The sequence below is a fragment of the Mycobacterium colombiense genome (assembly GCF_003284935.1).
Taxonomy (GTDB): Bacteria; Actinomycetota; Actinomycetes; order Mycobacteriales; family Mycobacteriaceae; genus Mycobacterium; species Mycobacterium arosiense_A.
The window spans coordinates 162,727-189,709 of the sequence record NZ_QMEV01000002.1 but is presented as its reverse complement, the minus strand read 5'-3'; the positions used below and the strand labels follow the sequence as shown (position 1 = coordinate 189,709).

30 protein-coding genes are annotated in these 26,983 nt (G+C 67.8%); 13 read left to right on the top strand and 17 right to left on the bottom strand.

What is annotated here, in order from left to right:
- On the top strand, positions 1–305 hold a 305-nt coding region (locus DQP57_RS02025; protein WP_114149381.1), incomplete at its 5' end, for a CPBP family glutamic-type intramembrane protease.
- Here DQP57_RS02025 and DQP57_RS02020 read toward each other — a convergent pair.
- Complete coding sequence (locus tag DQP57_RS02020; RefSeq protein ID WP_112631217.1) at positions 295–1,509, bottom strand: MCE family protein; 1,215 nt, start codon at positions 1,507–1,509, stop codon at positions 295–297. The two genes, DQP57_RS02025 and DQP57_RS02020, sit on opposite strands and share 11 nt — an antisense overlap.
- A 19-nt stretch (positions 1,510–1,528) precedes the next feature.
- Between DQP57_RS02020 and DQP57_RS02015 the strand changes: the two genes are divergently transcribed.
- The 3 genes from DQP57_RS02015 to purM all read left to right on the top strand — a co-directional run bounded on the left by DQP57_RS02015 (position 1,529) and on the right by purM (position 4,747).
- Positions 1,529–1,918, top strand: a complete 390-nt coding sequence (locus tag DQP57_RS02015) for a sterol carrier family protein (RefSeq protein ID WP_112631215.1) — start codon at positions 1,529–1,531, stop codon at positions 1,916–1,918.
- A gap of 137 nt (positions 1,919–2,055) precedes the next feature.
- Positions 2,056–3,582, top strand: coding sequence for an amidophosphoribosyltransferase (purF, locus tag DQP57_RS02010; protein ID WP_165821726.1), 1,527 nt, complete (start codon positions 2,056–2,058; stop codon positions 3,580–3,582).
- Between the two features lie 70 nt (positions 3,583–3,652).
- Entirely contained in the window at positions 3,653–4,747 is a 1,095-nt protein-coding gene (gene purM, locus DQP57_RS02005; protein WP_112631211.1) for a phosphoribosylformylglycinamidine cyclo-ligase, read from the top strand.
- A gap of 67 nt (positions 4,748–4,814) precedes the next feature.
- Here purM and DQP57_RS02000 read toward each other — a convergent pair whose 3' ends face one another.
- Positions 4,815–5,000 (bottom strand): DUF3073 domain-containing protein, encoded by a 186-nt coding sequence (locus tag DQP57_RS02000; RefSeq protein ID WP_112631209.1) that lies wholly within the window; start codon positions 4,998–5,000, stop codon positions 4,815–4,817.
- A gap of 145 nt (positions 5,001–5,145) precedes the next feature.
- On the bottom strand, positions 5,146–6,240 hold the full coding sequence (locus DQP57_RS01995) for a YgfZ/GcvT domain-containing protein (RefSeq protein ID WP_112631207.1): 1,095 nt from the start codon (positions 6,238–6,240) through the stop codon (positions 5,146–5,148).
- A 100-nt stretch (positions 6,241–6,340) separates the two neighbouring features.
- On the opposite strand from DQP57_RS01995, the gene DQP57_RS01990 reads away from it, so the two are divergent.
- The gene (locus DQP57_RS01990) at positions 6,341–7,210 is read left to right on the top strand and encodes an aminodeoxychorismate lyase (RefSeq protein WP_112631255.1); all 870 of its coding nucleotides are present in this window, start codon (positions 6,341–6,343) and stop codon (positions 7,208–7,210) included.
- A 445-nt stretch (positions 7,211–7,655) separates the two neighbouring features.
- Here DQP57_RS01990 and DQP57_RS01985 read toward each other — a convergent pair whose 3' ends face one another.
- The 6 genes from DQP57_RS01985 to lmeA form a co-directional block, all read right to left on the bottom strand.
- Positions 7,656–8,321, bottom strand: a complete 666-nt coding sequence (locus DQP57_RS01985) for an FABP family protein (protein WP_240631646.1) — start codon at positions 8,319–8,321, stop codon at positions 7,656–7,658.
- Between the two features lie 190 nt (positions 8,322–8,511).
- Positions 8,512–8,814, bottom strand: coding sequence for a DUF1416 domain-containing protein (locus DQP57_RS01980; RefSeq protein ID WP_112631205.1), 303 nt, complete (start codon positions 8,812–8,814; stop codon positions 8,512–8,514).
- A 1-nt stretch (position 8,815) separates the two neighbouring features.
- Positions 8,816–9,649, bottom strand: a complete 834-nt coding sequence (locus tag DQP57_RS01975) for a sulfurtransferase (protein ID WP_112631203.1) — start codon at positions 9,647–9,649, stop codon at positions 8,816–8,818.
- Positions 9,650–9,685: 36 nt separating this feature from the next.
- Positions 9,686–10,156 carry a DUF4395 domain-containing protein gene (locus DQP57_RS01970; RefSeq protein ID WP_112631201.1) on the bottom strand — a complete coding sequence of 157 codons (471 nt, stop codon included), beginning with the start codon at positions 10,154–10,156 and terminating at the stop codon, positions 9,686–9,688.
- Positions 10,157–10,380: 224 nt separating this feature from the next.
- Positions 10,381–10,800, bottom strand: coding sequence for a thioredoxin family protein (locus DQP57_RS01965; protein WP_112631199.1), 420 nt, complete (start codon positions 10,798–10,800; stop codon positions 10,381–10,383).
- Positions 10,797–11,609 (bottom strand): mannan chain length control protein LmeA, encoded by an 813-nt coding sequence (gene lmeA / locus DQP57_RS01960; RefSeq protein WP_112631198.1) that lies wholly within the window; start codon positions 11,607–11,609, stop codon positions 10,797–10,799. The genes DQP57_RS01965 and lmeA overlap by 4 nt, the downstream gene beginning before the upstream one ends.
- A gap of 177 nt (positions 11,610–11,786) precedes the next feature.
- On the opposite strand from lmeA, the gene DQP57_RS01955 reads away from it, so the two are divergent.
- The 6 genes from DQP57_RS01955 to pstB all read left to right on the top strand — a co-directional run bounded on the left by DQP57_RS01955 (position 11,787) and on the right by pstB (position 17,588).
- Positions 11,787–12,566, top strand: a complete 780-nt coding sequence (locus DQP57_RS01955) for a winged helix-turn-helix transcriptional regulator (RefSeq protein WP_112631196.1) — start codon at positions 11,787–11,789, stop codon at positions 12,564–12,566.
- Positions 12,563–13,501, top strand: coding sequence for a mycothiol synthase (gene mshD, locus DQP57_RS01950; RefSeq protein ID WP_112631194.1), 939 nt, complete (start codon positions 12,563–12,565; stop codon positions 13,499–13,501). Before DQP57_RS01955 ends, mshD begins: the two co-directional genes overlap by 4 nt.
- Before the next feature lie 166 nt (positions 13,502–13,667).
- Positions 13,668–14,792 (top strand): phosphate ABC transporter substrate-binding protein PstS, encoded by a 1,125-nt coding sequence (pstS, locus tag DQP57_RS01945; protein ID WP_112631251.1) that lies wholly within the window; start codon positions 13,668–13,670, stop codon positions 14,790–14,792.
- 51 nt (positions 14,793–14,843) lie between these two features.
- Positions 14,844–15,887, top strand: coding sequence for a phosphate ABC transporter permease subunit PstC (gene pstC, locus DQP57_RS01940; protein ID WP_112631192.1), 1,044 nt, complete (start codon positions 14,844–14,846; stop codon positions 15,885–15,887).
- On the top strand, positions 15,884–16,798 hold the full coding sequence (pstA, locus tag DQP57_RS01935; RefSeq protein ID WP_112631190.1) for a phosphate ABC transporter permease PstA: 915 nt from the start codon (positions 15,884–15,886) through the stop codon (positions 16,796–16,798). Before pstC ends, pstA begins: the two co-directional genes overlap by 4 nt.
- A gap of 13 nt (positions 16,799–16,811) precedes the next feature.
- Entirely contained in the window at positions 16,812–17,588 is a 777-nt protein-coding gene (gene pstB, locus DQP57_RS01930; RefSeq protein WP_112631188.1) for a phosphate ABC transporter ATP-binding protein PstB, read from the top strand.
- A gap of 15 nt (positions 17,589–17,603) precedes the next feature.
- Here the strand turns inward: pstB and phoU are convergent, their stop codons facing one another.
- The 5 genes from phoU to DQP57_RS01900 form a co-directional block, all read right to left on the bottom strand.
- Positions 17,604–18,272, bottom strand: a complete 669-nt coding sequence (phoU, locus tag DQP57_RS01925) for a phosphate signaling complex protein PhoU (protein ID WP_112631186.1) — start codon at positions 18,270–18,272, stop codon at positions 17,604–17,606.
- A gap of 58 nt (positions 18,273–18,330) precedes the next feature.
- Positions 18,331–20,403, bottom strand: coding sequence for an LCP family protein (locus tag DQP57_RS01920; RefSeq protein ID WP_112631184.1), 2,073 nt, complete (start codon positions 20,401–20,403; stop codon positions 18,331–18,333).
- 212 nt (positions 20,404–20,615) lie between these two features.
- Positions 20,616–21,749: a tRNA dihydrouridine synthase DusB gene (gene dusB, locus DQP57_RS01910; protein WP_112631182.1), complete on the bottom strand. Its 1,134-nt coding sequence runs from the start codon at positions 21,747–21,749 to the stop codon at positions 20,616–20,618.
- Between the two features lie 7 nt (positions 21,750–21,756).
- Entirely contained in the window at positions 21,757–22,779 is a 1,023-nt protein-coding gene (locus DQP57_RS01905; RefSeq protein ID WP_112631180.1) for an acyl-ACP desaturase, read from the bottom strand.
- A 171-nt stretch (positions 22,780–22,950) separates the two neighbouring features.
- On the bottom strand, positions 22,951–23,565 hold the full coding sequence (locus tag DQP57_RS01900) for a TetR/AcrR family transcriptional regulator (RefSeq protein ID WP_112631178.1): 615 nt from the start codon (positions 23,563–23,565) through the stop codon (positions 22,951–22,953).
- Positions 23,566–23,634: 69 nt separating this feature from the next.
- On the opposite strand from DQP57_RS01900, the gene DQP57_RS01895 reads away from it, so the two are divergent.
- The gene (locus tag DQP57_RS01895; RefSeq protein ID WP_112631176.1) at positions 23,635–24,708 is read left to right on the top strand and encodes an oxygenase MpaB family protein; all 1,074 of its coding nucleotides are present in this window, start codon (positions 23,635–23,637) and stop codon (positions 24,706–24,708) included.
- Between the two features lie 24 nt (positions 24,709–24,732).
- Here the strand turns inward: DQP57_RS01895 and DQP57_RS01890 are convergent, their stop codons facing one another.
- From DQP57_RS01890 to DQP57_RS01880, 3 genes are read right to left on the bottom strand one after another with little or no spacing between them, the layout of a single operon-like run.
- A complete protein-coding gene (locus tag DQP57_RS01890; RefSeq protein ID WP_112631174.1) occupies positions 24,733–24,936 on the bottom strand; it encodes a zinc transporter Slc39a7 in 204 nt (67 codons plus the stop codon).
- Between the two features lie 44 nt (positions 24,937–24,980).
- Complete coding sequence (locus DQP57_RS01885) at positions 24,981–25,388, bottom strand: ArsR/SmtB family transcription factor (RefSeq protein ID WP_112631172.1); 408 nt, start codon at positions 25,386–25,388, stop codon at positions 24,981–24,983.
- A 44-nt stretch (positions 25,389–25,432) separates the two neighbouring features.
- Positions 25,433–25,930 carry a nucleoside deaminase gene (locus DQP57_RS01880; protein ID WP_112631170.1) on the bottom strand — a complete coding sequence of 166 codons (498 nt, stop codon included), beginning with the start codon at positions 25,928–25,930 and terminating at the stop codon, positions 25,433–25,435.
- Positions 25,931–26,050: 120 nt separating this feature from the next.
- Between DQP57_RS01880 and DQP57_RS01875 the strand changes: the two genes are divergently transcribed.
- A complete protein-coding gene (locus DQP57_RS01875; RefSeq protein ID WP_112631168.1) occupies positions 26,051–26,950 on the top strand; it encodes a class I SAM-dependent methyltransferase in 900 nt (299 codons plus the stop codon).
- Positions 26,951–26,983 lie beyond the last annotated feature (33 nt).

Below are 26,983 nucleotides of genomic sequence, written 5' to 3'. Positions count from 1 at the left end.
GCACGGTGTGGTCGGAGGAGTCCGCCTACCGCGGCGCGCTGGCCGCCGCCGGCTCGGCCGCTTTCGGTGCACGCGGGGGGCGGCTGCTGCAGGCCACCGCGTTTGGTCTCTCGCACGTCGCCGACGCGCGCGCGACGGGTGAGCCCCTGGCAGGCACCGTGCTGGTCACCGGCATCGCGGGCTGGCTGTTCGGTTGGCTGGCCGATCGTTCCGGCAGCCTGGCCGCACCCTTGCTGGCGCACCTGGCCATCAACGAAGCCGGGGCGGTCGCGGTGCTGGGTGTTCGGCGGGCGCTCAGGGATTGATGGTGTAGTCACCCAGCTGGCGGCCCCACACGAAATCGACCGCGAGCGGCGAGCCGACTTCGAAGTGGTTGTAGGGAGCCATGCTCGCACCGGTATCCATCACCAAAAACGGCGCGGGCCACAGTTCCCGGGTGATCTTCTGCCAGCAGCCCGCTCGTCCGCCGGGGCCGCCCCTGGCGTTGGTGCGCGGCAGGTTCTCCGGCCAGATATAGGGATTGGGCGCGCCCGCGATGGCGCCCGAGGCGTGGGCGCCCAGCGAGTAGCCGTTGTCACCCAGCGCGTTGTGGATTCTTGGTGCCACTTCATCGAAATTATGGATAGTGCAGTAGATTTCGGGACTGTACTCGTCGAGCAGCTGGCTGCTGGGAACCAGGTCGGTGGCGCCGCGGACGAAGAACGGTCCGCCGCGGGCCAAGGCGTCGGCACCGGAGTTGCCCACCCCGGCGGCCGCCAGCAGCGCGGCATCGAGGTCGCGTTGCCGCGAGTTGAGTGTGCGCGCGGTCGTCACCGCATGGTCGAGCGTGTCCCACAGATCGGGTGAGGCGTGCGCATAGGTATCGCCCAGGGCTGCCAACTGCCGAATGTCGTTGCGCAGGACCGGCATCCGCGAATTCAGGTCGTCGAGGACGGCGTTGCCGTTGACAAGCGAGACGCCGAACCTCTCGCCCATTCCGGTCAGCGCCTGGGCGGCCGCGCTGAGCGTGAGGTTCACCTTGACCGGATCGATTTTCTCCGCGATCGACATGAGCGTCTCGAAAAGGGTGTTGAACTCGGTGGTCACCGACGTGGCATCGATCACCATCGACGGTGTGATCGGTTGCGCTGCAGGATTTTTCGGTGAGCTCAAGGCGACATATTTGTTGCCGAACACGGTGGTGGCCTTTACCGCGGCCGCCACGTTGGCCGGGATCTGCTTGAGGTATTTCGGGGTGATGTTCAGGACTATCCTGGCGGCCGGCCTGCCGTCATGCGTGGTCTCCGAAATGCTGGACACCCGGCCGATCTGCACCCCGTTGTAGGTGACCTTGGAGCCGGGATCCATCACCAGGCCCGCCCGCGCGGCCACCATGGTCAACTTCGTGGTGGGCGTGAGGGCGCCCCGAAATTGCAGGTACAGGAGCGACCCGATCAATCCCATGACCATGACCGTTAGCAGGCCGGCGGTCCTGTACGGCGGCCGCGCCCTCGAGCGACGGGGCTCCATGGTTTTGAGACCCTAGGGTATGGCCCCCCGCGACAAAGCCGATCCGGCCAAGACCCGGCAGGCCGTGTTGGCGGTCGCGGACTGGCTGCGCGACGAATCCGGTCCGGAGCCCGACCGGCAGGAATTGGCGACGGCCGTTCGGCTGACCGCCCGCACGCTGGCCGCGCTGGCGCCCGGGCGCAGCGTGGAGGTGCGCGTCCCGCCCTTCGTCGCGGTGCAGTGCGTCCCAGGGCCCACGCACACCCGCGGCACACCGCCCAACGTGGTGGAAACCGGAGCGCGGACCTGGCTGCTGCTGGCCACCGGGGCGTTGCCGTTCGCCGAGGCCAAGCGCACCGGTGCGCTGCGCCTGTCCGGCTCGCGGGCGGGTGAGATTGAGCACTGGCTGCCCCTGTTCGATGTCGGCTGAACATAACCCTGAACTGCAGGTTCAGGTATTTACGCTGGCAATTTGTCGCCCAACACGCCCGGCGGATTCGTCGGCGCGGCGCGTGTGCCCGTAGACTCCGTTACGTCACCAACCGTTCCCCGGGGAGCTGCCTAATCGTGACCGTCCAAGAACCCGAAGAGGACTTCAACGCGCCCCGTGAGGAATGCGGTGTATTCGGGGTCTGGGCCCCCGGCGAGGACGTCGCCAAACTCACCTATTACGGCTTGTACGCGCTGCAGCATCGCGGCCAGGAGGCCGCCGGCATCGCCGTCGCCGATGGTTCCCAGGTACTGGTCTTCAAAGATCTCGGCCTGGTCAGCCAGGTGTTCGACGAGCAGACGCTGGGCGCCATGCCGGGCCACGTCGCCATCGGGCACTGCCGGTACTCGACCACCGGCGACACAACCTGGGAGAACGCCCAGCCGGTGTTCCGCAACACCGCGGCCGGCACCGGGGTGGCATTGGGGCACAACGGGAACCTGGTCAACACCGCCGAGCTCGCGGCCCGCGCCCGCGACGAGGGACTGATCGCCAAACGCGCCCCGGCGCCGGCGACGACCGACTCCGACATTCTGGGCGCGCTGCTGGCCCACGGCGCGGCGGACGCCACCCTGGAACAATCCGCGCTCGATCTGTTGCCGACTGTGCGCGGCGCGTTCTGCCTGACGTTCATGGACGAGAACACCCTGTATGCGGCGCGCGATCCACATGGGGTGCGGCCGCTTTCGCTGGGACGCCTGGACCGCGGCTGGGTGGTGGCCTCCGAAACTGCGGCGCTCGACATCGTGGGCGCCTCGTTCGTCCGCGACATCGAACCGGGCGAATTGTTGGCGATCGACGCCGACGGCGTCCGCTCCACCCGTTTCGCCAACCCCACCCCCAAGGGCTGCGTCTTCGAATACGTCTACCTGGCGCGACCGGACAGCACCATCGCCGGACGGTCCGTCCACGCGACCCGGGTGGAGATCGGTCGCCGGCTGGCCCGCGAACGTCCCGTCGAGGCCGACCTGGTGATCGGCGTGCCCGAGTCGGGCACGCCCGCCGCCGTCGGATACGCCCAGGAGTCGGGCATTCTCTACGGCCAGGGGCTGATGAAGAACGCCTACGTCGGGCGCACCTTCATCCAGCCGTCCCAGACCATCCGCCAGCTCGGTATCCGGCTGAAGCTCAACCCCCTTCGCGAGGTCATCCGGGGCAAGCGACTCATCGTCGTCGACGACTCGATCGTGCGCGGCAACACCCAGCGCGCGCTGTTGCGGATGCTGCGCGAGGCCGGCGCCGTCGAAGTGCACGTGCGGATCGCCTCGCCCCCGGTCAAATGGCCCTGCTTCTACGGCATCGACTTCCCGTCACCGGCGGAGCTGATCGCCAACGCGGTCGAGGACAAGAAGGAGATGCTCGAGGCGGTGCGGCACGCGATCGGCGCCGATTCGCTGGGCTACATCTCGCTGCGCGGCCTGGTCGCGGCCTCCGAGCAGCCGGCCTCACGGCTGTGCACCGCGTGCTTCGACGGCCAGTACCCGATCGAACTGCCCGAGGAAACAGCGTTGGGCAAGAACGTCATCGAGCACATGCTCGCCAATGCCGCTCGCGGCGCCGGACTCGACGAACTGGCGCCCGACGAAGTGCCGGTCGTGCACTGAGGGAATCGGTTGCCCTCCTTCACCGACGTTTGATACCGGCCGTCAGCGCCGCCCGGTAGCCTTTATCGCGATGACGGATCCCGGAAAGAGTCCAGGACGCCACCAAGGCAGTCAGGGCATCACCTACGCGTCGGCCGGGGTGGACATTGAAGCCGGCGACCGCGCTGTCGAATTGTTCAAGCCGCTGGCGACGAAAGCCACGCGACCCGAGGTTCGGGGCGGCTTGGGCGGATTCGTCGGCCTGTTCGCGCTACGTGGCGATTATCGCGAGCCGCTGCTGGCCGCCTCCACCGACGGCGTCGGCACCAAACTGGCGGTGGCCCAGGCGATGGACAAGCACGACACCGTCGGGCTGGACCTGGTGGCCATGGTGGTCGACGACCTCGTGGTGTGCGGAGCCGAGCCGCTGTTCCTGCAGGACTACATCGCGGTGGGCCGGACGGTGCCGGAACGCTTGAGCGCCATCGTTGGCGGCATCGCCGAGGGATGTGTGCGGGCCGGCTGCGCGCTGCTGGGCGGCGAAACGGCCGAACACCCGGGTCTGATGGAGCCGGACCACTACGACATCTCGGCCACCGGCATCGGCGTCGTCGAGGCCGATGACGTGCTGGGGCCCGATCGGGTCAAACCCGGCGACGTCATCATCGCGATGGGTTCGTCGGGTCTGCATTCCAACGGATATTCGTTGGCGCGCACCGTGTTGCTCGAGATCGACCGGATGAACCTCGGGGGCTACGTCGAGGAGTTCGGCCGCACCTTGGGTGAAGAGCTGCTCGAGCCCACCCGCATCTACGCCAAGGACTGCCTGGCGCTCGCGGCCGAAACCCACGTGCGCACGTTCTGCCACGTGACCGGCGGCGGCCTGGCCGGCAACCTGCAACGCGTCATCCCGCACGGCCTGGTCGCCGAGATGGATCGCGGAACCTGGACGCCCGCGCCGGTGTTCGCCATGATCGCCCAGCGCGGCCGGGTGACCCGCGAGGAGATGGAGAAGACGTTCAACATGGGCGTCGGCATGATCGCCGTGGTGGGCCCCGAGGACACCGACCGGGCGCTGGCCATCCTGACCGCCCGGCATCTGGACTGCTGGGTGCTGGGCACCGTCGGCAAAGGCGGCAAGGAGGGCCCGCGGGCCAAGATGGTCGGTCAGCACCCGAGGTTCTAAAAGGCTCGGGCTCCGGCGGAACTAACGCGGCGCCGGTGCCCTACGCATCGGCGCCGGGGCGTGGGTCTTAGCGACGCCAGGCGTCCTGGTCGTCCCAGGATTCCTCGGATCCGTCGCTGTCCAGGTCGTTGGACCCGTCCGAACCCGTTCCGGACAGCTCTTGCTGAAGCCGCTGGAAGTCGGTCTGTGGAGAACTGTATTTGAGTTCTCGAGCAACCTTGGTCTGCTTTGCCTTAGCCCGGCCGCGGCCCATGGGGGAACCCCCTCGCGCAATAACGGAGCGGCCTAACGAGTAGGCGGCTCCGATCTCCTGGTGTCATTTGTCCTGCCAACAGTTTACCGTGCCCCGCCACCGGGCGTTGGCGCCCCCTGCTTGCTGTGGCGGACGTTACCGTTCATTATCCCGCACCGCCCCGCAACCGTTCAACAGCTAGCCGTCCCGCGCCGATTTGTTCGGTTGCCGGAAGCGAATCGGCGTCGATCACCGCGGCCACCGAGCCTTCCGCGCCGGTCGCCAATTCCGTCTCGGCGGGCAGCCCGCGCTTGAGCAAGGCCAGTGCTATCGGCCCGAGATCCACGTGGTCGACCACGGTGCCGAGGCGGCCGACCGTGCGGCCGCCGGCCAGCACCGGATCACCGGTCGACGGCCGGTCGACCGACCCGTCGAGGTGCAGCAGCACCAGCATCCGCGGCGGCCTGCCCAGGTTGTGCACCCGCGCGACCGTCTCCTGCCCGCGATAGCAGCCCTTGTCCAGGTGGACGGCCCCCGTACCGGGACCGCCGATCCACCCCACTTCGTGCGGAATCGTGCGCTCATCGGTGTCGACGCCGAGGCGGGGTCGCACGGCCGCGGCCCGGTGGGCTTCGTAGGCCCACACACCGCCGGGCCGCACGCCGGCCTGGGTGAGGCGGTTTCGCCACTCGTCGGCCGCGGCGCGCGGAATCAGCAGGTCCAGCTCGAGCCCGCCCGCCGGGGTGCCCGGCATCCGGCGCACGAAGCCGTCGCCGGTGGGGACCGCGGTCAGCTCGGCGGGCAGCGCATCCACCCCGAGCGCGTCGAGAACTGTTGGGTCAGCCAGTTTCGGGCCCAGCAGCGAGACCACGGCCAGTTCCGCCCCGGCCGGGGTGACCTCGGACCAGAACACCATCTTGCGCAGGTATTGCAGCAGCGGCTCGGACCGCCACGGTTCGGTGTCGAGGTAGGTGGTGCCGCCCAGCTCGGTCTGGATCCAGTGGTCCTCGACGCGCCCCTGGCCGTCGAGGCTGAGGTTCTGCGTGCTGGCGCCGTCGGGGAGGTCGCTGACGAATTGCGTCGAAATGCTGTGCAACCACGTCTGCCGGTCCTTGCCGGTCAAGGTGAGCACGCCGCGGTGCGAACGGTCGACCCATATCGCGTCGGTGTCGGCCGCACGCTGCTCGCCCAGCGGATCGCCGTAATGCCAGACCGCACCGGCGTCGGGTCCGGTCTCGGGTGCGGGGACAGCGCGAGTCACGAGTCAACTCTACGGACCGGCCGGCCCGGCGTCGCCGCGCTCGCGGTCAGGCGATGCGGGTCATTGGATAGGCTTTTCGACCATGGCCGGCCCGACGGGTGTGATCGTCACGCTGGACGGCGAAATGCATTCGCCCGACGCGCCCTTGCTGCACGCCGACGATCTGGCCGCGGTCCGCGGTGACGGTGTCTTCGAGACGCTGCTGGTCCGCGACGGCAGGGCCTGTCTGATCGAGCCGCACCTGCAGCGCCTGACCCACTCGTCCGCGTTGACCGATCTGCCCAAGCCTGACCTGCCGCGGTGGCGACGCGCGATCGAGGTGGCCACCCGGCAGTGGTGCGCGGCCGGCGCGGACGAGGGCGCGATGCGGTTGATCTACACCCGCGGGCGCGAGGGCGGCTCGGCTCCGACCGCCTTCGTCATGGTCAACGCGGTCCCCGACCGCGTGACGGCGGTCCGGCGAGGCGGGCTGGCGGCGATCACGCTCGACCGCGGGCTGCCCGCCACCGGCGTCGACGCGATGCCGTGGCTGCTGGCCGGCGCCAAGACCCTGTCCTACGCGGTCAACATGGCGGCCCTGCGCCATGCCGCCCGTCAGGACGCCGGTGACGTGATCTTCGTCAGCACCGACGGCTACATCCTGGAAGGCCCACGCTCGACTGTGGTGATCGCCACGGCCCCCGAGACACCGGACGGCCATCCGTGCCTGCTAACCCCGCCGCCGTGGTATCCGATCCTGCGCGGCACCACCCAGCAGGCCCTGTTCGAGGTGGCCAGGGACAAGGGGTATGACTGCGACTACCGCGCGCTGCGGGTCGCGGATCTGGTTGCCGCCCAAGGTGTTTGGCTGATCTCCAGCATGACCTTGGCGGCCCGCGTGCACACCCTCGATGGCCGCGCGCTGCCGCCGGCGCCGATGGCCGCGGAATTCGCCGAGCTGATCGACGCCGCCATCGTCAGCGATCGCTGAGCGCTGAATTCTGTTGTCGGCTGGCCGATCCGCGGGTACGGTCGGCCGTACACAAGGAAGGAGGTGGTCCGCGAATTGATAGCTTCATGGACATGTGAGGTGGCTGCGCGCTAGCAGCACCTGCTCGGAAGAGCTGGCGTCACACGTGCGCTAGCGAATTCCCCGCAGTCACCCGGCCCCCGAGCTTCCGGTTTTTGTCCAACCAGGAACACGGCTCGGGGGCCGATCCATGTCTGGGGCGGCGACTGGGCCACCTTCGCGGCGATCTCCCCGGCGAGCTTGCCGGCGTGGCCGGTCCCGGCATCGGGGCCGCACACCAACAAGTCGACGACGACACTGGACGCCGCGTGCAGCGCGTCGTGGCAGACCCGGGTTCCGTCAGTTGAGGGGTCGCCCAATTATGTTGCGCCGGAGCCCTTTCGTGGCTGTCGGCGCGGCTCGGCCGCTAGCCCGCGAACCGGGACAGCCGCGCCGAAAGATGGGGCACCAGACCGCCGTCGGCGTCCACCCGCTCCTCGACGTAGGCCAGGTCGCCGCCTTCGACGATGCCGTAGAGGCGTTTGGCACCGCCGACCAGCACGCCCGACCGGCTGCGGGCCAGCGCGTCGGTGACCAGCTCCCAGGACGACTGGGTCAGGGGGCGGCCGTAGAACAGTTCGACGTAGCCCGCCGAATGGGCCAGCAGCAGTTCGATGGCATGCGATTCGCCGGGGTCGTCGGGATCGGTGACGAAGCGCCAGAAGCCGGTCTCGCGCAAGCCGCGTTCTTCGTAGTCGCCGGTCTCGTTGAGCCGCCACGAGCGGGCTTCCCAATTGAGGTAGTCACCGCCGTCGTGCGAGACGACGATCTGCTGACCGAACCGGTAGTCCCCGTCCTGCCCGCGGCCCTCTCCCTCGCCGCGCCACACGCCGACCAGCGGCAGCAACGCCAGCAAGTCATCGCTGAGATTGGCGCCCTCGCGCAGGTTCGCGGTGTCGGCGGGCAGGGGCAGGTCATCGTAGGACGGAATGTTGCGGGCGGCGGTCAGCTTGGCGCGTTCGGCGGCAGCGGCCACCGCCCGGTCGCCGGAGCCGGCGGGGCTGAACGGTTGGTCGGGGGTCACGCGCGCCACCGCCTCCGATCGCTGCGTCCCGAAGCGTCGCCGGCGCGGGTCACGACTCGTCGGTGATGAGCCGGTGGAGGGTGTACAGGGCGAACCATGAAATCACCACGACCGCCACAACCAGCATGATCTCGAAGAACAGCACCACGCGGACAAGTCTATTCGTCCCGCGGCCACCGCGTCCGGGGCGGTTGGTGGGTCAGGCGATCTTGACGTCGACCTCGTGGATGCCCGCACCCGACGGCGCCACCACGGCGTCGCCGTTGCCGGCCTTCGACAGGGCGCGCAAGGTCCAGGATCCCGGTGCGGCGAAGAACCGGAAGTCACCGGTGGCCGACGCCACCACCTCGGCGGTGAACTCGTCCGAGGAGTCCAGCAAGCGCACGAACGCGCCGCCCACTGCCTGGCCGTCGCCGTCCACCACGCGACCGGTGATCACCGTTTCCTTCTCCAGGTCGACGCTGGCGGGCAGCGTCTGTCCTTGTTTCGGTGCAGAGCACATATCAGCTTCCCAACTCGATCGGGGCGCCCACCAGGGAGCCGTATTCCGTCCAACTGCCGTCGTAGTTCTTCACATTCCGATGCCCGAGCAATTCATAAAGAACGAACCAGGTGTGCGACGACCGTTCGCCGATGCGGCAGTAGGCGATCGTCTCCTTCTCGCCGTCCAGGCCGGCGTCGGCGTAGAGCTTGGCCAGCTCCTCGTCGGACTTGAAGGTGCCGTCCTCGTTCGCGGCTTTGCTCCACGGCACGTTGATGGCGCCGGGGATGTGGCCGGGCCGCTGGCTTTGCTCCTGCGGCAGGTGTGCGGGCGCCAGGATCTTGCCGGAGAACTCGTCGGGGGAGCGCACGTCGACCAGGTTCTTGACGTTGATCGCCGCGATGACGTCGTCGCGGAACGCCCGGATGCTGTTGTCCGGCGCGGCGGCGGTGTACGAGGTCGCCGGCCTGCTCACGGGCTCACTGGACAGTGCGCGACCGTCGAGCTCCCACTTCTTGCGGCCGCCGTCGAGCAGCTTGACCTTGTCATGGCCGTACAGCTTGAAATACCAGTAGGCGTAGGCGGCGAACCAGTTGTTGTTGCCGCCGTAGAGAATCACGGTGTCGTCATTGGAGATGCCCCGCTCGCTGAGCAGTTTGGAGAACTGCTGGGCGTCGACGAAGTCGCGTTTGACCGGGTCCTGCAGGTCGGAGCGCCAGTCCAGCTTGATCGCGCCGGGGATGTGGGCGGCGTCGTAAGCGCTGGTGTCTTCGTCGACTTCGACGAAGACGACGCCTGAGGCGTCGAGATTGCTCTCAGCCCAGTCGGTGGAGACCAGGACGTCAGAGCGTGCCATGGAGTGGATCCTTTCAATCGCTTTTGTTACAGCAGGTCAGGTGGGACGCGCGGGGCTTCGGAAACGGGCGACCAGCGGGTAGAGCTGGCAGCCCAGGCAGATGCCGAAGGCCGCGTTGAGGAATGCGGCGGCCAGAGCGGCCGCGGTGGCGATGACGCCGACCAGGCCGGCGCCGGTGGCGAATCCGGCGGCTCCCAGCACGGCGAAGATCAGGCCGACGAGTTGGGCGAACTTCAGCGGCGGGGTCGGTTCGCGGTCCTGCACCGGCCCCAGCCGGGGCGCGACGACGGTGGCGAAGATCCGGCCGTAGGGATGCTTGCGCGGCCCCCCGATCGCGCCGATGGCGAAGACGGCGGCCTGAGCGGCCAGGATCACCGCGGCGGCCGGCGGACTGGCCGCCGAGACGACCAGCGCCAGCACGAGGACCGCAGTGGTGACCCAGGCGGCGAATCGCGGCCCGCGCACGTCGACCAGATCCGGCTGCGCGACGGTGTTGCTGCTCGGCAAGGTAGGAACTCCTCGATACCCCTATTGCTGACGGAAACGACGAATGGAGACGTGCCACGGTCTGGATCCGGGGCCGCTCCGAGTGCTACGCAAAAGCGCGGCTACTCAGCAGCAACAGCAACAACAACAGCCCGCGGTGCGGCACAGTGCAACTGCGCGACGCTGGATGAGCATGGGCTCGAGGCGGGCTGACACGTCGGTCAGCTTACCCAATGACCCCGCGGTCAAGCCAACAGCGGTTTCAGCGCGGACCGCAGGTCGGCGGCGTTGGGCACTCCGGAGGTGCGGTATCGCTGCCGGCCGTCCACGTCGAAGATCAACGTGGTGGGCAGGGACAGGACCGAATACCGGTGCGCGGTCTCGGGGTTTGCGTCCAGGTCGATCTCGACGTGGGCCACGTCGTCCAGGTCCTCGCAGACCTGCTCCACCACCCGGCGGACCCGGTCGCACGGCCCGCACCACGGGGCGCTGAAGTGCACCACGGTCGGGCTGCTGCGGGACAGCCCCAGCGCCGCGATGTCGGCGTCGGCGTCCCGATCCGGCTCGGCGGCGATCTCCCTGATGGTTCCGGAGCGACGGGTCAGCCACCACCCGGCGAGGCTTGCCAACGCGAGCACCACGACGATCACGACGACTGCGGTCATGACTGTTTGAACCCCGCGAGGGTCACGGTTACTCCACGGGTGATGCCCTCGATGATGACGTCGGATCCCCGGGCTCCCTCGGAGGTCGGCGCGACACCGAAGGGCAGCCGCTGGTCGGGCAGCCGCCCGCTGAACGCATGCAGCACCGCATCACGCTTGTCCGCCGGAACCGTCTGGTTGGCGGTGTCCGAGCCGGTCAGCACGCCGGTCGGGGTGAACACCAGCGTCGCCGGGTCGTCCGGGGCGATGGACAGGTCGACCGAGACGCTGACCCGGCGATCGAAGCCCGCCGATTTGGGTGTCCCGGTGAACACCAGACCGTGGCTGTCCGAGATGCCCGACGCGGTGACGCCACCGGTGGAGGTGTTGGTTTCCTTGGGCGGCGCCTCGACCATCAAATCGCTGATGCCCATGAACCGGCCCAGGTGCGTCGAGTCGACGATGATGCGGCTCTCCAACTTGCCCACGGCGAGCTTCGCGTCCGGGCCGATCAGCCACGACGCCTGCGCCAGGTCCACCGAGTACATGGTGGCTTCCAGGGTGGCCCTGCCGGTCCTCGCATGGTCGATGGCGTTGGCCTTGATCTCCACCTGGCTGTAGTTGCCGCGCATCGCCTGGGGAAGGAACGGAAACGCCACGATCGCCACGAACGGGTCCGTTCCCAGCTTGGCCGCCTTGCGGACGCTGGACGACAGCCGGTATTCGGCATAGATGCTGGTCCCGTAGTCGACGCCGATTGCGCTGAGGGCGAGCACCGCGACCAGGATCGCCGTCGCGGTCACAGCAATCAGCACCTTGCGCACCCGCATATTGTGGCGTAACGCCCCGGAGCGGGTCGCCGGCGGATCGGTCGTGGCGGGGCTCACACTGGCTCGGCTACCACGCGAAAAAAGCAGGTGACACGTTATCGTTAGATGACCTGGTAACTAACGCTTGATGGCGTTGTGAATTTGGGAGATGCCGTTCCCCCGAGTTGGAGGGGCTAGTTGGAGCTACTACTGCTGACCGCGGAGCTGCATCCCGACCCGGTCTTGCCGTCGTTGTCCCTGCTTCCGCACACCGTCCGGACGGCGCCGCCAGAACCCTCTTCGTTGCTCGAGGCCGGGACCGCGGATGCGGTGATCGTCGACGCGCGCACCGACCTGTCGTCGGCGCGGGGACTGTGCCGCCTGTTGAGCACGGCCGGCCGGTCGGTTCCGGTGCTGGCCGTGGTCACCGAGGGCGGGCTGGTGGCCGTCAGCTCCGATTGGGGCCTCGACGAGATCCTGCTGCCCACCACCGGGCCGGCTGAGGTCGACGCGCGGCTGCGGTTGGTTGTCGGCCGTCGCGGCGGGCTCGCGGACCAGGAGAGCGCCGGCAAGGTCAGCCTTGGCGAGCTGGTGATCGATGAGGGCACCTACACCGCCCGACTGCGGGGCCGCCCGCTAGACCTGACCTACAAAGAATTCGAGTTGCTCAAGTACCTGGCGCAGCACGCCGGGCGGGTGTTCACCCGCGCCCAGCTGCTGCACGAGGTGTGGGGATACGACTTCTTCGGCGGCACCCGCACCGTCGACGTGCACGTGCGTCGCCTGCGGGCCAAACTCGGGCCCGAGCACGAGGCGCTGATCGGCACCGTGCGCAACGTGGGTTACAAGGCCGTCCGCCCGGCGCGGGGCCGCGCGCCGGTTGCCGAACCCGAGGATGCCGACGGCGCCGAACCGGAATCCGAACCCGAGTCGCAGGACGTCCAGGATCCGCTGGTCGATCCGCTGCATACGCAGTGACGTCGCCCGACTGGCGCCGCACGCTGACCGTCGACGAGCAGCAGGGCGTGCGCGAACTCGTCGGCGCGGCAACCGAATACGACGGGGTCGCGCCCGTGGGCGAACAGGTGCTGCGTGAGCTCGGCCATGACCGCACCGAGCATCTGCTGAGCACGAATGCGTCCGCGACGGGCGCCGACACGATCGTCGGCTATCTCAACCTCAGTCCGCCGCGCGACGGCGAAACCGGGATGGCCGAACTCGTGGTGCATCCGCAGGCGCGCCGACGCGGTATCGGGTCCACCCTGGCGCGCGCGGCGTTGGCCAAAACCGGTGCGGGCAACCGGTTCTGGGCGCACGGCACGCTGGAGCCGGCCCGCGCGACCGCGTCCGCGCTGGGCCTGACCCCGGTGCGGGAGCTGATGCAGATGCGGCGCTCGCTGCGCGATCTGCCCGCCACCGTGCCGGCGGTGCCCGGAGTGGAAATCCGCACGTACGCGGGTCCCTCCGACGACGCTGAGCTGCTGCGGGTCAACAACGCCGCCTTCGCCTATCACCCCGAGCAGGGCGGCTGGACGGACGTCGATCTCGCGGAGCGGCGCGACGAACCGTGGTTCGACCCAACCGGCCTGTTTCTCGCGTTCGGCGACTCTCACAGCGATCAGGCCGGCACGCTGCTGGGTTTCCACTGGACGAAGGTGCATCTCGACCGGCCGGGCCTCGGCGAGGTGTATGTCGTGGGCGTCGATCCGTCGGCGCAGGGCCGCGGACTGGGGCAGGCGCTGACCGCCGTCGGCATCGAATGGCTGGGACGGCGCCTGGCCGACGCCGCCGACCCCACCGTGATGCTGTACGTGGAGTCGGACAACGTCGCCGCGGTGCGCACTTACCAGCGCCTGGGCTTCACCACCTATAGCGTCGACACCGCATACGCGGTCGTACCCGCGGCCAACTGACCGCGGGTACGAGCGCCAGCTAGCCAGATCGTTAATCTGGTCGTGGCTACCCAAACGTTGCTGTGGCTTGCGGCGGCACATATTTTCGCCGTCGCTTGGCAACCTCACACGACAGATAGCCAGCGGCACCCACATGCGTCCGGAACGCATCAAGAAAGCGAGATCGGTGAGGCTCGACAGGCAGGGCAGGGCGCTGGCCGCCGTGGCGTTGGCGACGGCGCTCGGTACCGGAGCGCTGAGCGCCTGCGGTAGCGACGAGAACCGCCGCGGGGCCGCCCCGCCCACCGTCTCCGGGATCACCGGAACCGCGGGCTGCGGCGGCAAAAACAAGCTGACGGCGGAGGGCTCGACCGCTCAGGAGAACGCGATCACGGTGTTCAACCAGGTGTGGGGCCAGTACTGCCCGGGCAAGGCCCTGGCCTACAACCCGACCGGATCGGGCGCCGGCCGTGAGCAATTCATCGCCGGGCACGTCGACTTCGCGGGCGCCGACTCGCCGCTGGTCGCCGATCAGATCGGCCCCGCCGCCAAACGCTGCGACGGGAACCCGGCGTGGGACCTGCCGCTGGTCTTCGGGCCGATCGGGATCGTCTACAACCTGCCCGGGAATCCGGACCTGGTGATCAACAGTGACGCGCTGGCCAAAATTTTCACCGGCAGGATCACCAGCTGGAACGACCCCATCCTGGTGGCGCTCAACCCGGGAACGGCGCTGCCCGCCACCAAGATCACGCCGATCTACCGCACCGACTCGTCGGGAACCACCGACAACGTTCAGAAGTATCTGACCGCGGCCGCGCCGCAGAGCTGGCTTAAAGGGGTCGGCACGGAATTTCAGGGCGGCGTCGGGGAGGGCGCCGCGAAGTCGGCCGGCGTCATCCAGGCCGTGCGGGCCACCCCGGGCGCCATCGGATACGTCGAGAAGGGCTTCGCCGACCAGGCCCGCATGCCCTACGCCAAAATCGCCACCCGCGGCGGGGTGATCCCGCTGACCAACGACACGGCCGGCAACGCCGTCAAAGCGGCGAAATTCCTGGCCGAAGGCGATGACCTGGTGCTCGACCTCAACGCGATGTACGGCTCCGAGGAGCCGGGTGTGTATCCGTTACTGCTGGTCACCTACGAGATCGTGTGCTCGAAGGGCTACGACCCCCAGACCTCCGCCGCGGTCAAATCGTTCCTAGCCATCGCCGCCAGCAGCGGGCAGGGCGAGCTGGCGAGGGCCGGGTACGTGCCCTTGCCCGATAAGGTCAGGGAACGACTGGTTACGGCGATCGATGCGATGCAGTAGCCGAGTGAACCGGGTATCAAGGAGCGACAACAGGACTGTGACGGGATCACAGTGACGGGGTTTTCCGGGGCAAATCCCAATGACGCGGGTTCGGGCGCGGTCGTCGCGGCGCCGTTTCCGGAGTCGCAGGCGACACCCACCAGCCCCTGGGGCGAGGGCCGGCCCCACGTCGGGGACCGGATTTTCCGCTGGCTGGCGCAGTCGTCGGGCGTGTTCATCATCGTGGTCATCGCCGCGATCGCGGCGTTCCTGCTCGGGCGCGCGATACCGGCGCTGCACCGCAATCGGGAGAACTTCTTCAGCTACGGCGGGACCTGGGCCACCACGGACACCTCGGCGATGCATTTCGGCATCGCCAGCCTGGTGCCGGTCACCGTGTTCGTGTCGCTGTTCGCGTTGATCCTGGCCATGCCGGTCGCGCTGGGCGTCGCCATCTTCATCACGCAGTACGCGCCACGGCGGGTCGCCACGCCGCTGGCCTACTCGGTGGACCTGCTGGCCGCGGTGCCGTCCATCATCTACGGAGCCTGGGGTTTGTACGTGTTGGCGCCGCAGCTGCGGCCCGTCGCCACGTGGCTCAACCGGGCGATGGGCTGGTGTTTTCTGTTCGCCAGCGGCAACGCGTCGCCCGCCGGGGGCGGCACCATCTTCACCGGCGGGATCGTGCTGGCGGTGATGATCCTGCCGATCATCACCGCGGTCACCCGCGAAGTGTTCGTCCAGACGCCGCAAGATCAGGTCGAGGCCCTGCTGGCGCTGGGTGCCACCCGTTGGGAAGTGGTCAAGACGGTCACGCTGCCGTTCGGGCGGTCGGGCTACGTCAGCGGCTCGATGCTGGGGCTGGGCCGCGCGCTGGGTGAGACCGTGGCGCTGCTGATCATCCTGCGCGGGACCCAGGCGGCATTCGGCTGGTCGCTGTTCGACGGCGGCTCCACCTTCGCGACCAAGATCGCCGGCGCGGCGGCGGAATTCGACGACCGATACCGGGCCGGCGCCTACATCGCCGCGGGACTGACGCTCTTCGTGCTCACCTTCCTGGTCGACGCCGTGGCACGGGGCGCCGTCGCCGGGGCGGCGCGCAAGGGGGCGCAATGACCTCGATGCTGGACCGCCCGCTCAAGCCGCGGACCTTCTCGCCGGTCAGCCGGCGCCGCCGTATCACGGATGTCGTTGCCACGCTTCTGGTTTCATTGTCTCTGCTGATCGCCGTGACCCCGTTGGTAATGGTGTTGTGGTCGGTGGTCGCCAAGGGGTTCAAGGCGATCATGTCGACCGTATGGTGGTCGCACTCGCAAGCCGGAATGACGGCATTCGTGACCGGTGGTGGCGCCTACCATGCGCTGGTCGGTACGGTGCTGCAGGGATTGGTATGCGCCGTCATCTCGATCCCGCTGGGCCTCATGGTCGCGATCTATCTGGTCGAGTACGGCGGCGGCACCCCGCTGGGCCGTTTGGCCTCGTTCATGGTGGACATCCTCAGCGGTGTGCCGTCAATCGTTGCGGCGCTGTTCATCTACGCGTTGTGTGTGGCGACGCTCGGGCTGCCGCGATCGGAGTTCGCGGTCTCGCTGGCGCTGGTGTTGTTGATGCTGCCGGTGATCGTGCGTGCCACCGAGGAGATGCTGCGGATCGTGCCGGTGGATCTTCGCGAGGCCAGTTACGCGCTGGGCATCACCAAGTGGAAAACCGTTGTCTGGGTGGTCATCCCCACCGGGCTCTCGGGCATCGTCACCGGCATACTGCTGGCGATGGCCAGGGTGATGGGGGAGACGGCGCCGCTGCTGATCCTCGTCGGATACGCACAGGCGATGAACTTCGACATCTTCAGCGGGTTCATGGGGACCCTGCCCGGCATGATGTTCAACCAGACATCTGCGGGTGCGGGCCTGAACCCCATCCCCACGGATCGGTTGTGGGGCGCCGCATTAACCCTCATCCTGGTGATCGCCACCATCAACATCACGGCCCGCGTGATAGCGAAATTCTTGGGCGCCAGGAAGTCATAGGCAGGAGCAGTAAGTGGCCAAACGGTTGGACCTCAAGGGCGTCAACATCTACTACGGAGCGTTTCACGCGGTCTCGGATGTGACGCTGTCGGTTCTGCCCCGCAGCGTGACTGCGTTCATCGGCCCGTCAGGGTGCGGCAAAACGACGGTGTTGCGCACGCTCAACCGCATGCACGAGGTGGTGCCCGGCGGGCGGGTCGAGGGCAGCGTGCTGCTCGACGACGAAGACATCTACGGCGCGGGCGTCGACCCGGTCGGCGTGCGCCGGGCCATCGGGATGGTGTTCCAGCGGCCAAACCCGTTCCCCGCCATGTCGATTCGTGACAACGTGGTCGCCGGCCTGAAGCTGCAGGGGGTGCGCAACCGCAAGGTGCTTGACGAGACGGCCGAGTATTCGCTGCGCGGGGCAAACCTGTGGGACGAGGTCAAGAACCGCTTGGAGCGGCCCGGCGGCGGACTGTCCGGCGGGCAGCAGCAGCGCCTGTGCATCGCGCGGGCCATCGCCGTGCAACCCGACGTTCTGCTGATGGACGAGCCGTGTTCGGCGCTGGATCCGATCTCGACGATGGCGATCGAAGAGTTGATCAGCGAACTCAAACAGGACTACACCATCGTCATCGTCACCCACAACATGCAGCAGGCGGCGCGGGTCAGCGACTACACGGCGTTCTTCAACCTGGAAGCAGTCGGAAAACCGGGCCGGTTGATCGAAGTCGACGACACCGAGAAGATCTTCTCCAACCCGAGCCAGAAGGCCACCGAGGACTACATTTCCGGCCGCTTCGGCTAGGCCGTCGGGTTTTGGTTACTGCGACGCGGGTTTCGCCTCTTCCTCGGGCAGCCTGCCGGTCGCTTGGAAGATGACCCGACGGGCCACCTCGACGGCGTGATCGGCGAAGCGCTCGTAGAACCGGCCCAGCAACGTGACGTCGACGGCCGCGGCGACGCCGTGTTTCCACTCACGGTCCATCAGCACCGAGAACAGATGCCGGTGCAGATCGTCCATGGCGTCGTCTTCTTCGCGGATGCGGGCGGCCTTCTCCGGGTCGCGGGACAGCACCACCTCTTGGGCGCTGTTACCCAATTCGACTGCGATGCTGCCCATTTCGGCGAAATAGCCGTTGACCTCCTCGGGCAGGGCGTGCTGGGGATGACGCCGGCGGGCGATCTTGGCGACGTGCAACGCCAGCGCACCCATCCGGTCGATGTCCGCCACCATCTGGATGGCACTGACGATGGCCCGCAGATCACCGGCGACCGGTGCCTGTAATGCCAGGAGTACGAAGGCGCTTTCTTCGGCGCGCGCGCTCAGCGCGGCGATGGCTTCGTGATCGGAGATGACTTGTTCGGCAAGCACCAAGTCGGCCTGCAACAGAGCTTGGGTGGCCCGCTCCATGGCGATTCCCGCCAAGCCGCACATCTCGCCGAGGCGCTCGGATAATTCCGAAAGTTGCTCGTGGTAGGCGGTCCGCATATCACCAAGGGTACGGTCTCCCCGCCCGAAACGGACAGCGCAGCGCCGTCAAAAGCGGTTACTCGCAGGTGGTGTCGGCCGCGTTGGTGACGGTCAGGTCCTCGGGCAGCTTCGCCGGAGCATTGCTCGAGCCGCGTTCGATCTGCAGACTCATCGACGAGCCGCTGGGCGAGGGAGTGCTGACCGACTTGAAGTCGGGGCCCAGTACCACCTGCACGACCTGCCCGTAGCCGGAAACCCGCTGCACTTTCGCGTTGTTGAACGAGGACGCGACGGTGGCGGCGGCCTCCTCGTTGCCCGGCGAGAAGAGCACCGTCGTCGCGGTCACCGAACTCGGGTAATCGTCGGGCGACATCACGTTGAAGCCGTCCTGCTTGAGCTGAGTGGTCGCGGTGGCGGCCAGCCCGCTCTGCGTGGTGGCGTTGGAAACCCGCACCGTCACCCCGCTGGGCGAGGTCGTGGTGATCTGCTCGTGTTGCGCCTCGGCCGTCGGCGCCGGCGACTTCTTCGTGGTGGGCGCCCTCGACGGCCCCTTGGTCGGGGACGCACTCAAATTCTGCGCGTTCTGGTCGTTTTCCTCGGGCAGCGGATCGTCGTTGATGATGGCGTCGAACAGCGCCCGCATATCGGCCGTCCGCGGCGGCTCGTCGCCGTTCTGGTCGGTCACACCGGTCGGCACGGTGACGAACGTGACGTGCCCGGCCGCCATGCCCTGCAGCGACTGGCCGAGCTGGACCAAGTCCTTGGACTGCACGTTGTCGACGACGGTGTCACTGATGAACATGTTGACGACGTTGTTGAGCTTGTTCGGGTCCAGCAGCGTGTCCTCGGAGATCAACGAGCGCAGCAGCGACGACAAGAACAGCTGCTGGCGTTTGATCCGGCCGTAATCGCCGTTGACCTCGGTGGTGACCTGGCGCGCCCGCACGTAGTTCAGGGCGGTCGAACCGTCGAGGACCTGGCGGCCACCGTGTTCGAGGACGGTGCCCAGCTCGTAGTCGTGCAGCGGCGTGCTCGAGCACACCTCGACACCGCCCAGGGCGTCGACCATCTTCGCGAAGCCGGAGAAGTCGACGGCGATGAAGCGGTTGATGCTCAGGCCGGACAGCTTCTGGATTTCCTTCACCAGGCACTTCGGGCCGCCGAAGGCGAACGCCGAGTTCAGTTTGGTCTCGGTGTAGATCGTCTTCGGGCCGTAGGTCTTGGTCTTCGGGTCGTAGAGGGGCCCGTATTTGCCGGTTTCGGGATTCCACGCCTCGCATTGCATCGGCGTGATCGCCAGGTCGCGGGGGAACGACACCGCGACCACACGCTTACGGTTGGCCGGAATGTTGACCAGCATGACCGTGTCCGAGCGTTCGCCGTCGGCGTCGTCGGTGGTGCCGGCGCCCATGTTGGCGTTGTCGCCCAGGCGCGAGTCGAGACCGACGATCAAGAAGTCCTCGTCGCCGTACTGTCCACCCGGGTCGCGGATGTCGCTGGAGTTCCGGTCGAGCGCGCTGATCGTGTTCAGCCGGGCGTTTTTCGACGCGCTCCACTGCCACGCCCCGCCGGTCATGACCAGGGCCAGCACGGCGGCGAAGGCGGCCGTCGACCGGGCGGCCAGCAGCAGCGGACGGCGCCGCCGTTTGGGCGCCACGGTGGGCGCGGGGGCCTCGTCGTCCGGGTCGTCGTCGTCCGGGTCGTCGTCGTTGGGATAGTCGGCGGCTTCGAGGGCCCGAAGTTCGGCGACCGCGTCCACGGAGTAGGCCAGGTCGTCGATCACCTGCGTGCGCTGCAGCTCGATCGGCAGGCCCGGCTCGGACCCGGACGGTTCGGGCTCGGCATCCTCGGGCGCGGCGCGGTGGTGGACGGGCCGGTCGGGGGCGCCGATCTTGGCGATCAGATCCGCGACGCTGACGCCGCCGCCGGCGTGGGAGCCACCCCGGTCGGTTTCGTCCGCGGCCGGCTCGACGCGCTCGATGCCGGCCTCGGGCTGCCAACGGTGCAGGCTGTCATCGGCCGGTGGTTGGAAGAACCGCTCCCAGGGGGCGGCGCCCAGCGGTGCCGGGTCCGGCGCGATCGGGCGGGCGTGCGCCCCGCCGGGGCCGTGCCGACCATTACGAGTGGCGTCGTTCTCGGCGTCACTCATGTCCTACCGGCCTCCGAAGCTCTGATGCAGACGTCAGCGTATGCGTGCGTAGTGTCTAGCGCAGCGCACCCATCGTGAGCGCTGCCGCGTGTGCCAACCATGTTGTGTCGCCCTCGCGCAGCGGCACCGAAGTCATCCACTACCAGAGCGCATGCAACAAAGCCCACATGGTACTGAGTTATCCGTCCGGACGCGATTTCGCGTTGGCCGGCTCAGCCCCCGGAGTGCATGACGTCGGCGCCCGCCGGCACCGTGCAGTCGTCAGGGTCGGTCAGCCAGCCTTCGGGCAGCACCACCCGCGCCGGTGAACCCTGTCGGCCGCGCGGGCCCGTCGCCTCCTCGGGGAACGGCACCGTGGGGTCCAGCCGGTCGAGCAGACGGTCCAGCTCGTCGAGCGTCTTGACCATCGCCAGCGCTCGGCGCAGCTCGGAGCCGGCCGGAAAGCCGTGCAAGTACCAGCCGACGTGCTTGCGGATGTCGCGCATGCCCTTGTCCTCGCCAAAGTGCGCGGCCAGCAGCTCCCCGTGCCGCCGCACGATGTCGGCGACCTCGCCCAGCGTGGGCGGCGTGGGCGGCGCGCCGCCGGTGAATGCGGCCGACAGCTCGGCGAACAGCCACGGCCGGCCGAGGCAGCCGCGACCGATGACGACGCCGTCGCAGCCGGTGGTGGCCATCATCGTCAGCGCGTCGCTGGCGTCATAGATATCGCCGTTGCCCAGCACCGGGATGGTCGTCACGTGCTGTTTGAGCGCGGCGATCTGGTCCCAGTCGGCGGTGCCGGAGTAGCGCTGCGCCGCCGTGCGGGCATGCAGCGCGACGGCGGCCGCCCCTTCGGCTTCGGCGATGCGGCCGGCGTCGAGGTGGGTGTGGTGCTCGTCGTCGATGCCGATGCGGAACTTGACGGTCACCGGTATCCGGGTGCCCTCGGTGCCGCGCACCGCCGCGGCGACGATCTGGCCGAACAGTCGCCGTTTGTATGGCAGCGCCGAGCCTCCACCGCGCTTGGTGACCTTGGGCACCGGGCAGCCGAAATTCATGTCGATGTGGTCGGCCAGGCCTTCGTCGGCGATCATCTTCGCGGCGGCGTAGGTGGTCGCGGGGTCGACGGTGTAGAGCTGCAGCGACCGCGGCGACTCGTCCGGGGCGAACGTGGTCATGTGCAGCGTGGCGGGATGACGCTCGACCAGCGCACGCGCCGTGACCATTTCGCAGACGTAGAGCCCGCTGACGGTGCCGACCTTGGCTTGCTCCAGTTCACGACACAGCGTCCGGAAAGCGACGTTTGTGACGCCCGCCATCGGAGCCAGGACCACCGGGCTGGCGAGCGCGATGGATCCGATGCGCACCGCTCGGTTACCGCCGGCTCATGGTCAGGGTGCCGGCGGTCTGGTGCAGCTCGAAGGCCGTGGTCCGCTTGCCGGTGCGCGCTTCCCGCTCCAGCTGGCGCTGCTTCGAGACCTCGAACTTGTCGCAGGTCGTCTCGAGTTCCTTGATCAGCAGCGCAAGGTCGTCGCGCAGCGCGGCCGCCTCGCCGGTGAAGTCCTCGCGCTCGAAGATGCGCCATTTCTTCAGCACCGGCATGACGACGTCGTCGAGGTGGATGCGCGGGTCGTACACACCGCCCACCGCGATCATCACAGCCTTGCGGCGGAACTCGGGCACCTGGTAGCCGGGCATCTGGAAGTTGCGCAGCACCTTGTGCAGCGACCGCATCGCCTGGTTCGGCGACGCGTCGAATCCGGCCTCGCTGACATCCCGGTAGAAGATCATGTGCAGGTTCTCGTCGGCCGAGATCTTGGCCAGCAGCTGGTCGGCGATCGTCTCGTTGCAGGCCCTGCCGGTGTTGCGGTGCGAAATCCGGGTCGCCAGCTCCTGGAACGTGACATAGATGACCGAGTCGAACAGGCTCTCGGCGAACAGATCGGCGCGGATCTGGTGGTTCTGGCCCGGGCTAAAGCCGCGGTTCACCACCTCGATGCGCAGCTTCTCGAGCTCGACCGGGTCGACGGCGCGGGTGACCACCAGGTAGTCGCGCAGCGCGATGCCGTGCCGGTTCTCCTCGGCGGTCCACCGGTTGACCCACTGGCCCCAGGCACCGTCCAAGCCGAAGTTCATCGCGATCTCGCGGTGATAGGACGGCAGGTTGTCCTCGGTCATCAGGTTCTGCACCATCGCCACCTGAGCGACGTCCGAAAGCTGCGACTGACCGGGCTCCCAGTCCTGCCCACCGAGCGCGTAGTAGTTCTTGCCGTCCGACCACGGGATGTAGTCGTGTGGGTTCCAGTTCTTGTGCATGCTCTCGTGCCGGTTCAGGTATTTCTCGACGAACGGCTCAAGTTCCTGCAGGAGCTGTAGGTTTGTCAGCTCGGCTGACATACGGCCTCCAGTTATCTGTGTCGATGGGTAGCAGTCAATATATCTGTGTACTTCGGTAGCATCAAGTTCCTCGTGCGGCGCGCCAGGTGACGTTTTGATGCCGGTTTCGAAGTGGGCTCGATCGGTAGGTCTAGCTGTACGTCTTGCCGATGCCGCGCGAATGAAAACGCGTCAGACAGACTTGCCGAGCTCACCGGCCGGGACGTACGGCGCGGCGCTGATGTGTAGCAGGTTGATGCAGTAATCGATGAACTGCTTGCGACTGGCGCCCAGCTGCCCGTGCAGGTAGGCGGTGAACAGGCTCGACAGCCCGCCCACCAGGCTGGTGGCGATCATCTTCTGCAGCACGGCGTCGCCGATGCGCGACAGCTTGCGCTGCAACAGGTCGATGAAATTGGGCATCCACTCCGCCCCGGAGCGGGTCAGCACCGGCTCCACTGCCGGCGCCAGCAACAGCACGCGCCCGCGCACCGGGTCGTCGACCATCAGCTCGACGAAACGCTCGACGGCTTCCCGCGGGGTCGTCGCCGACGTCAGCGTGTTCATCGCGCGCGTGCAGACGTCGTCGTAGACCGCGCGCACGAATTCGTCACGGTCGGCGAAGCTTTCGTAGAAGTAGCGTTCGGTCAGCGCGGCCGCGCGGCACACGGCGCGCACGGTCAGCGCCGGCCCCCCGGGGCTGCCGAGCAACTGCACCCCGGCATCGATGAGGTTGTCACGGCGAAGCGCGAGACGGCTCTCCAAAGGGACGCCGGTCCAGCGTCCCCGTCGTTGACCCGTCTGCACATCGCTCCTAAGCTCTAAATTGACAACGGTTGTAGTCAGAATTTCCACGATACCTGCAGGGATTCAATAGTGACTCAAGATACGTCCGCATCGTGCCCCCTGACCAGCGACGTAGCGCGCAGCGATGGCGTCGCCACCGCTGAGCAGTCGGTTTCGGCCGGGCCGACCGACGCGTCCGGCGGCGTCGCAGGCGGCTGTCCGGTATCGCCGGCGGGATACGACGCGCCACCGGCACCGCTGGGACCCGACTCGCTGACCTGGCGGTACTTCGGCGACTGGCGGGGCATGCTGCAGGGCCCCTGGGCGGGATCGATGCAGAACATGCACCCGCAGCTGGGCGCGGCGGTCATCGATCACTCCACGTTCTTCCGCGAGCGCTGGCCGCGCCTGCTGCGCTCGTTGTATCCCATCGGGGGCGTCGTCTTCGACGGGGAACGCGCGCCCGTCACCGGCGCCGAGGTTCGCGACTACCACGCCGACATCAAGGGGGTCGACGAACAGGGCCGGCGCTACCACGCCTTGTACCCCGACGTCTTCTACTGGGCGCACTCCACCTTCTTCATGGGCACCATTCACGTCGCCGAACGATTCTGCGGCGGAATCACCGAGGAGCAGAAGCGCCAGCTGTTCGACGAACACGTCGAGTGGTATCGGATGTACGGCATGAGCATGCGGCCGGTACCCAAGTCGTGGGAAGAGTTCCAGGTCTACTGGGACCACATGTGCCGCAACGTGCTGGAGAGCAATTGGGCCGCCCGGGCCGTGCTCGATCTCACCGAGCTACCGAAACCCCCTTTCGCGCAATGGATTCCGGACACGCTATGGGCGGCGCAGCGCAAACTGCTTGCCCCGTTTTTCGTCTGGGTGACCGTCGGGCTGTATGACCCGCCGGTGCGCGAGCTGATGGGCTATCGGTGGTCACGCCGCGACGAATGGTTGCATCGGCGCTTCGGTGACCTCGTTCGCGGGGTGTTCGCCTTGGTGCCAAGCAGATACCGCAAGCACCCGCGGGCCCGCGCCGGTTTGGACCGGGCGAGCGGACGGATCCCCCTCGATGCGCCGCTGGTGCAGACCCCTGCGCGCAATCTGCCGCCCGAAGACGAGCGCGGCAACCCCAAGCACTACTGCCCGGTGGTCTCCTGAGCCGCTGCTGCCGCGCCGGTCGCGCTATGCGTGGGCATGACCGTGGACATCTTCCAGGCCCGCCTGGTGCACGTGGGCGTGGCTGTGTTCGGTCCCGTCGGCGTGAGCGTGTGAGTGTTCGTGCTCGACGTGCTCATGCTCGTGGGTGGTGTGCGCGTGGGCGTGGGTGACATCGCCGTGCTGGTGTTCGTGCGCGTGCGGCGCGTCGTGGGTGTGCTGTTCGCTCATCGCTGTTCTCTCCTTGGGTGAAATGCCTTGTGGCTGATGCTCGCTCAGCGCGCGGCGCTGTGCCGCCGGTTCGGCGGGCGGGACGCTTCGGTGACGGCCGTCAGCCCGCCGTCGCCGCGATGGTGACCGGGAACGCCCGGGCCGGCGTGTTCGGCGTTGAACACCGCGTCGATGACGAGTTGACGAACGTGGTCGTTTTCCAGGCTGTAGAAAATCGTCGTGCCCTCCCGGCGGGTGCGGACCAGTCGGGCCATCCGCAGCTTCGCGAGGTGCTGGGAAACCGACGGCGCCGGCTTGCCCACGTGCTCGGCGAGTTCGTTGACCGACATCTCGCGGTCGGTCAACGACCAGAGCACCTGCACGCGCGTGGCATCGGCCAGCATCCGGAAGACCTCGACGACCAGGCTGGCCTGGTCGTCCGGCAGCCGCCCTCTGCCACTATCTGCATGCATACGCAAATATTAGCGAAGACCGGTCCAGCTGCCAAGGACCCGGTTCAGCAGGACGGGACGACCGTCGCCAGGCGTCCGCCATTGCGCTCGTTCCAGAACCGGTAGACCGCGCCGGCCTCGTCGTTGGGCTCGTAGCGCATCGGCAGGCGGCGCTGGTCCCATCGCTTCGCGAATTCGTCGTAGAACGTGGACAATTCGAAATACTTGCGGTCGTCCACGTAGTACCGCTCGTAGCTTTCGCGCGTGGTCAGGAACACCACTTCTTTGGGCGAGCAGTAGTACAGGGAGCCCAGGCACATCGGGCACGGGTGGGCGAGCACGTAGATGGTGGCATCGACGAGGTGCTCGGTGCCGAGCTTCATGCAGGCCTCCCGGATGGCGAGGATTTCCGCATGGGCGGTGGGATCGTTGGTCTGGGCCACCTTGTTGGCGCTCTCGGCGAGCACCTCGCCGTCCTGGACGATCACCGTCGCGAAGGGGCGGCCCCCGTCTGCCACGTTCCGGCGAGCCAGGTCGATCGTCCGCTGGGCGAAATCGGTCACGGGCCCTCCGGGATGGAACGGGAGCAGATAACTCGCAGAGTAGTCCCGCGCACCGGACCGCGGCACTGTGATACTAACTAGATTGTCTATCTTTTTCCTGGCCCGGTTTAAGGGGGCACCATGGCGCGCGCCGAACGTGATCGTTGGGATCTTGCGACCAGTGTCGGGGCGACGGCGACCATGGTGGCCGCGCAGCGGGCGCTGTCTTCGGACGCAAAGCTGATCGACGACCCCTATGCCGCGCCGCTGGTGCGGGCGGTCGGCATCGACGTCTATGTGCGGCTGGTGAACGGTGAAATCGCGCCGGGCGGTACCACGGAGTTCGATCCGCAGCGGATGGCGCGAGGGATGGCGTGCCGAACCCGGTTCTACGACCAATTCTTTCTGGAAGCGACCCGCAGCGGCATCGGTCAGGTGGTCATCCTTGCGTCCGGCCTCGACTCCCGCGCCTACCGGCTGCCCTGGCCTGCCGGGACGATCGTGTACGAGGTCGACATGCCGGAGGTGATCGAGTTCAAGACGCTGACGCTGGGCGACCTGGGAGCCGAGCCGACGGCCGAGCGCCGCACCGTCGGCATCGATCTGCGCGACGATTGGGCCGCGGCGCTGCGGGCGGCCGGATTCGATCCGCAGGCGCCCTCGGCGTGGAGCGCCGAGGGCCTGGTGGTGTACCTGCCCGACGACGCCCAGGACGCGCTGTTCGACAACATCACCGACCTGAGTGCCCCGGACAGCCGCCTCGCGTTCGAATTCGTGCCTGACACCGCCGTTTTCACCGACCCGCGGTGGCGTGCCCATCACGACCGGATGAGCGAACTCGGGTTCGAGATCGACTTCAACGATCTCGTGTATCACGGGCAGCGCAGCCACATCGTCGACCACCTCGGCCGGCGCGGCTGGCAGACCACATCGCAGACCATCGCCGAGTTGCATGCCGCCAACGCGTTTGCCTACGCCGACGACGACGTCGCCGCGGCCTTCGCCGATGTCACCTACAGCAGCGCGGTGCTCGGGCGATGAGCCGTCATTCCTGCGCGCACGGGCCGGGTCGTG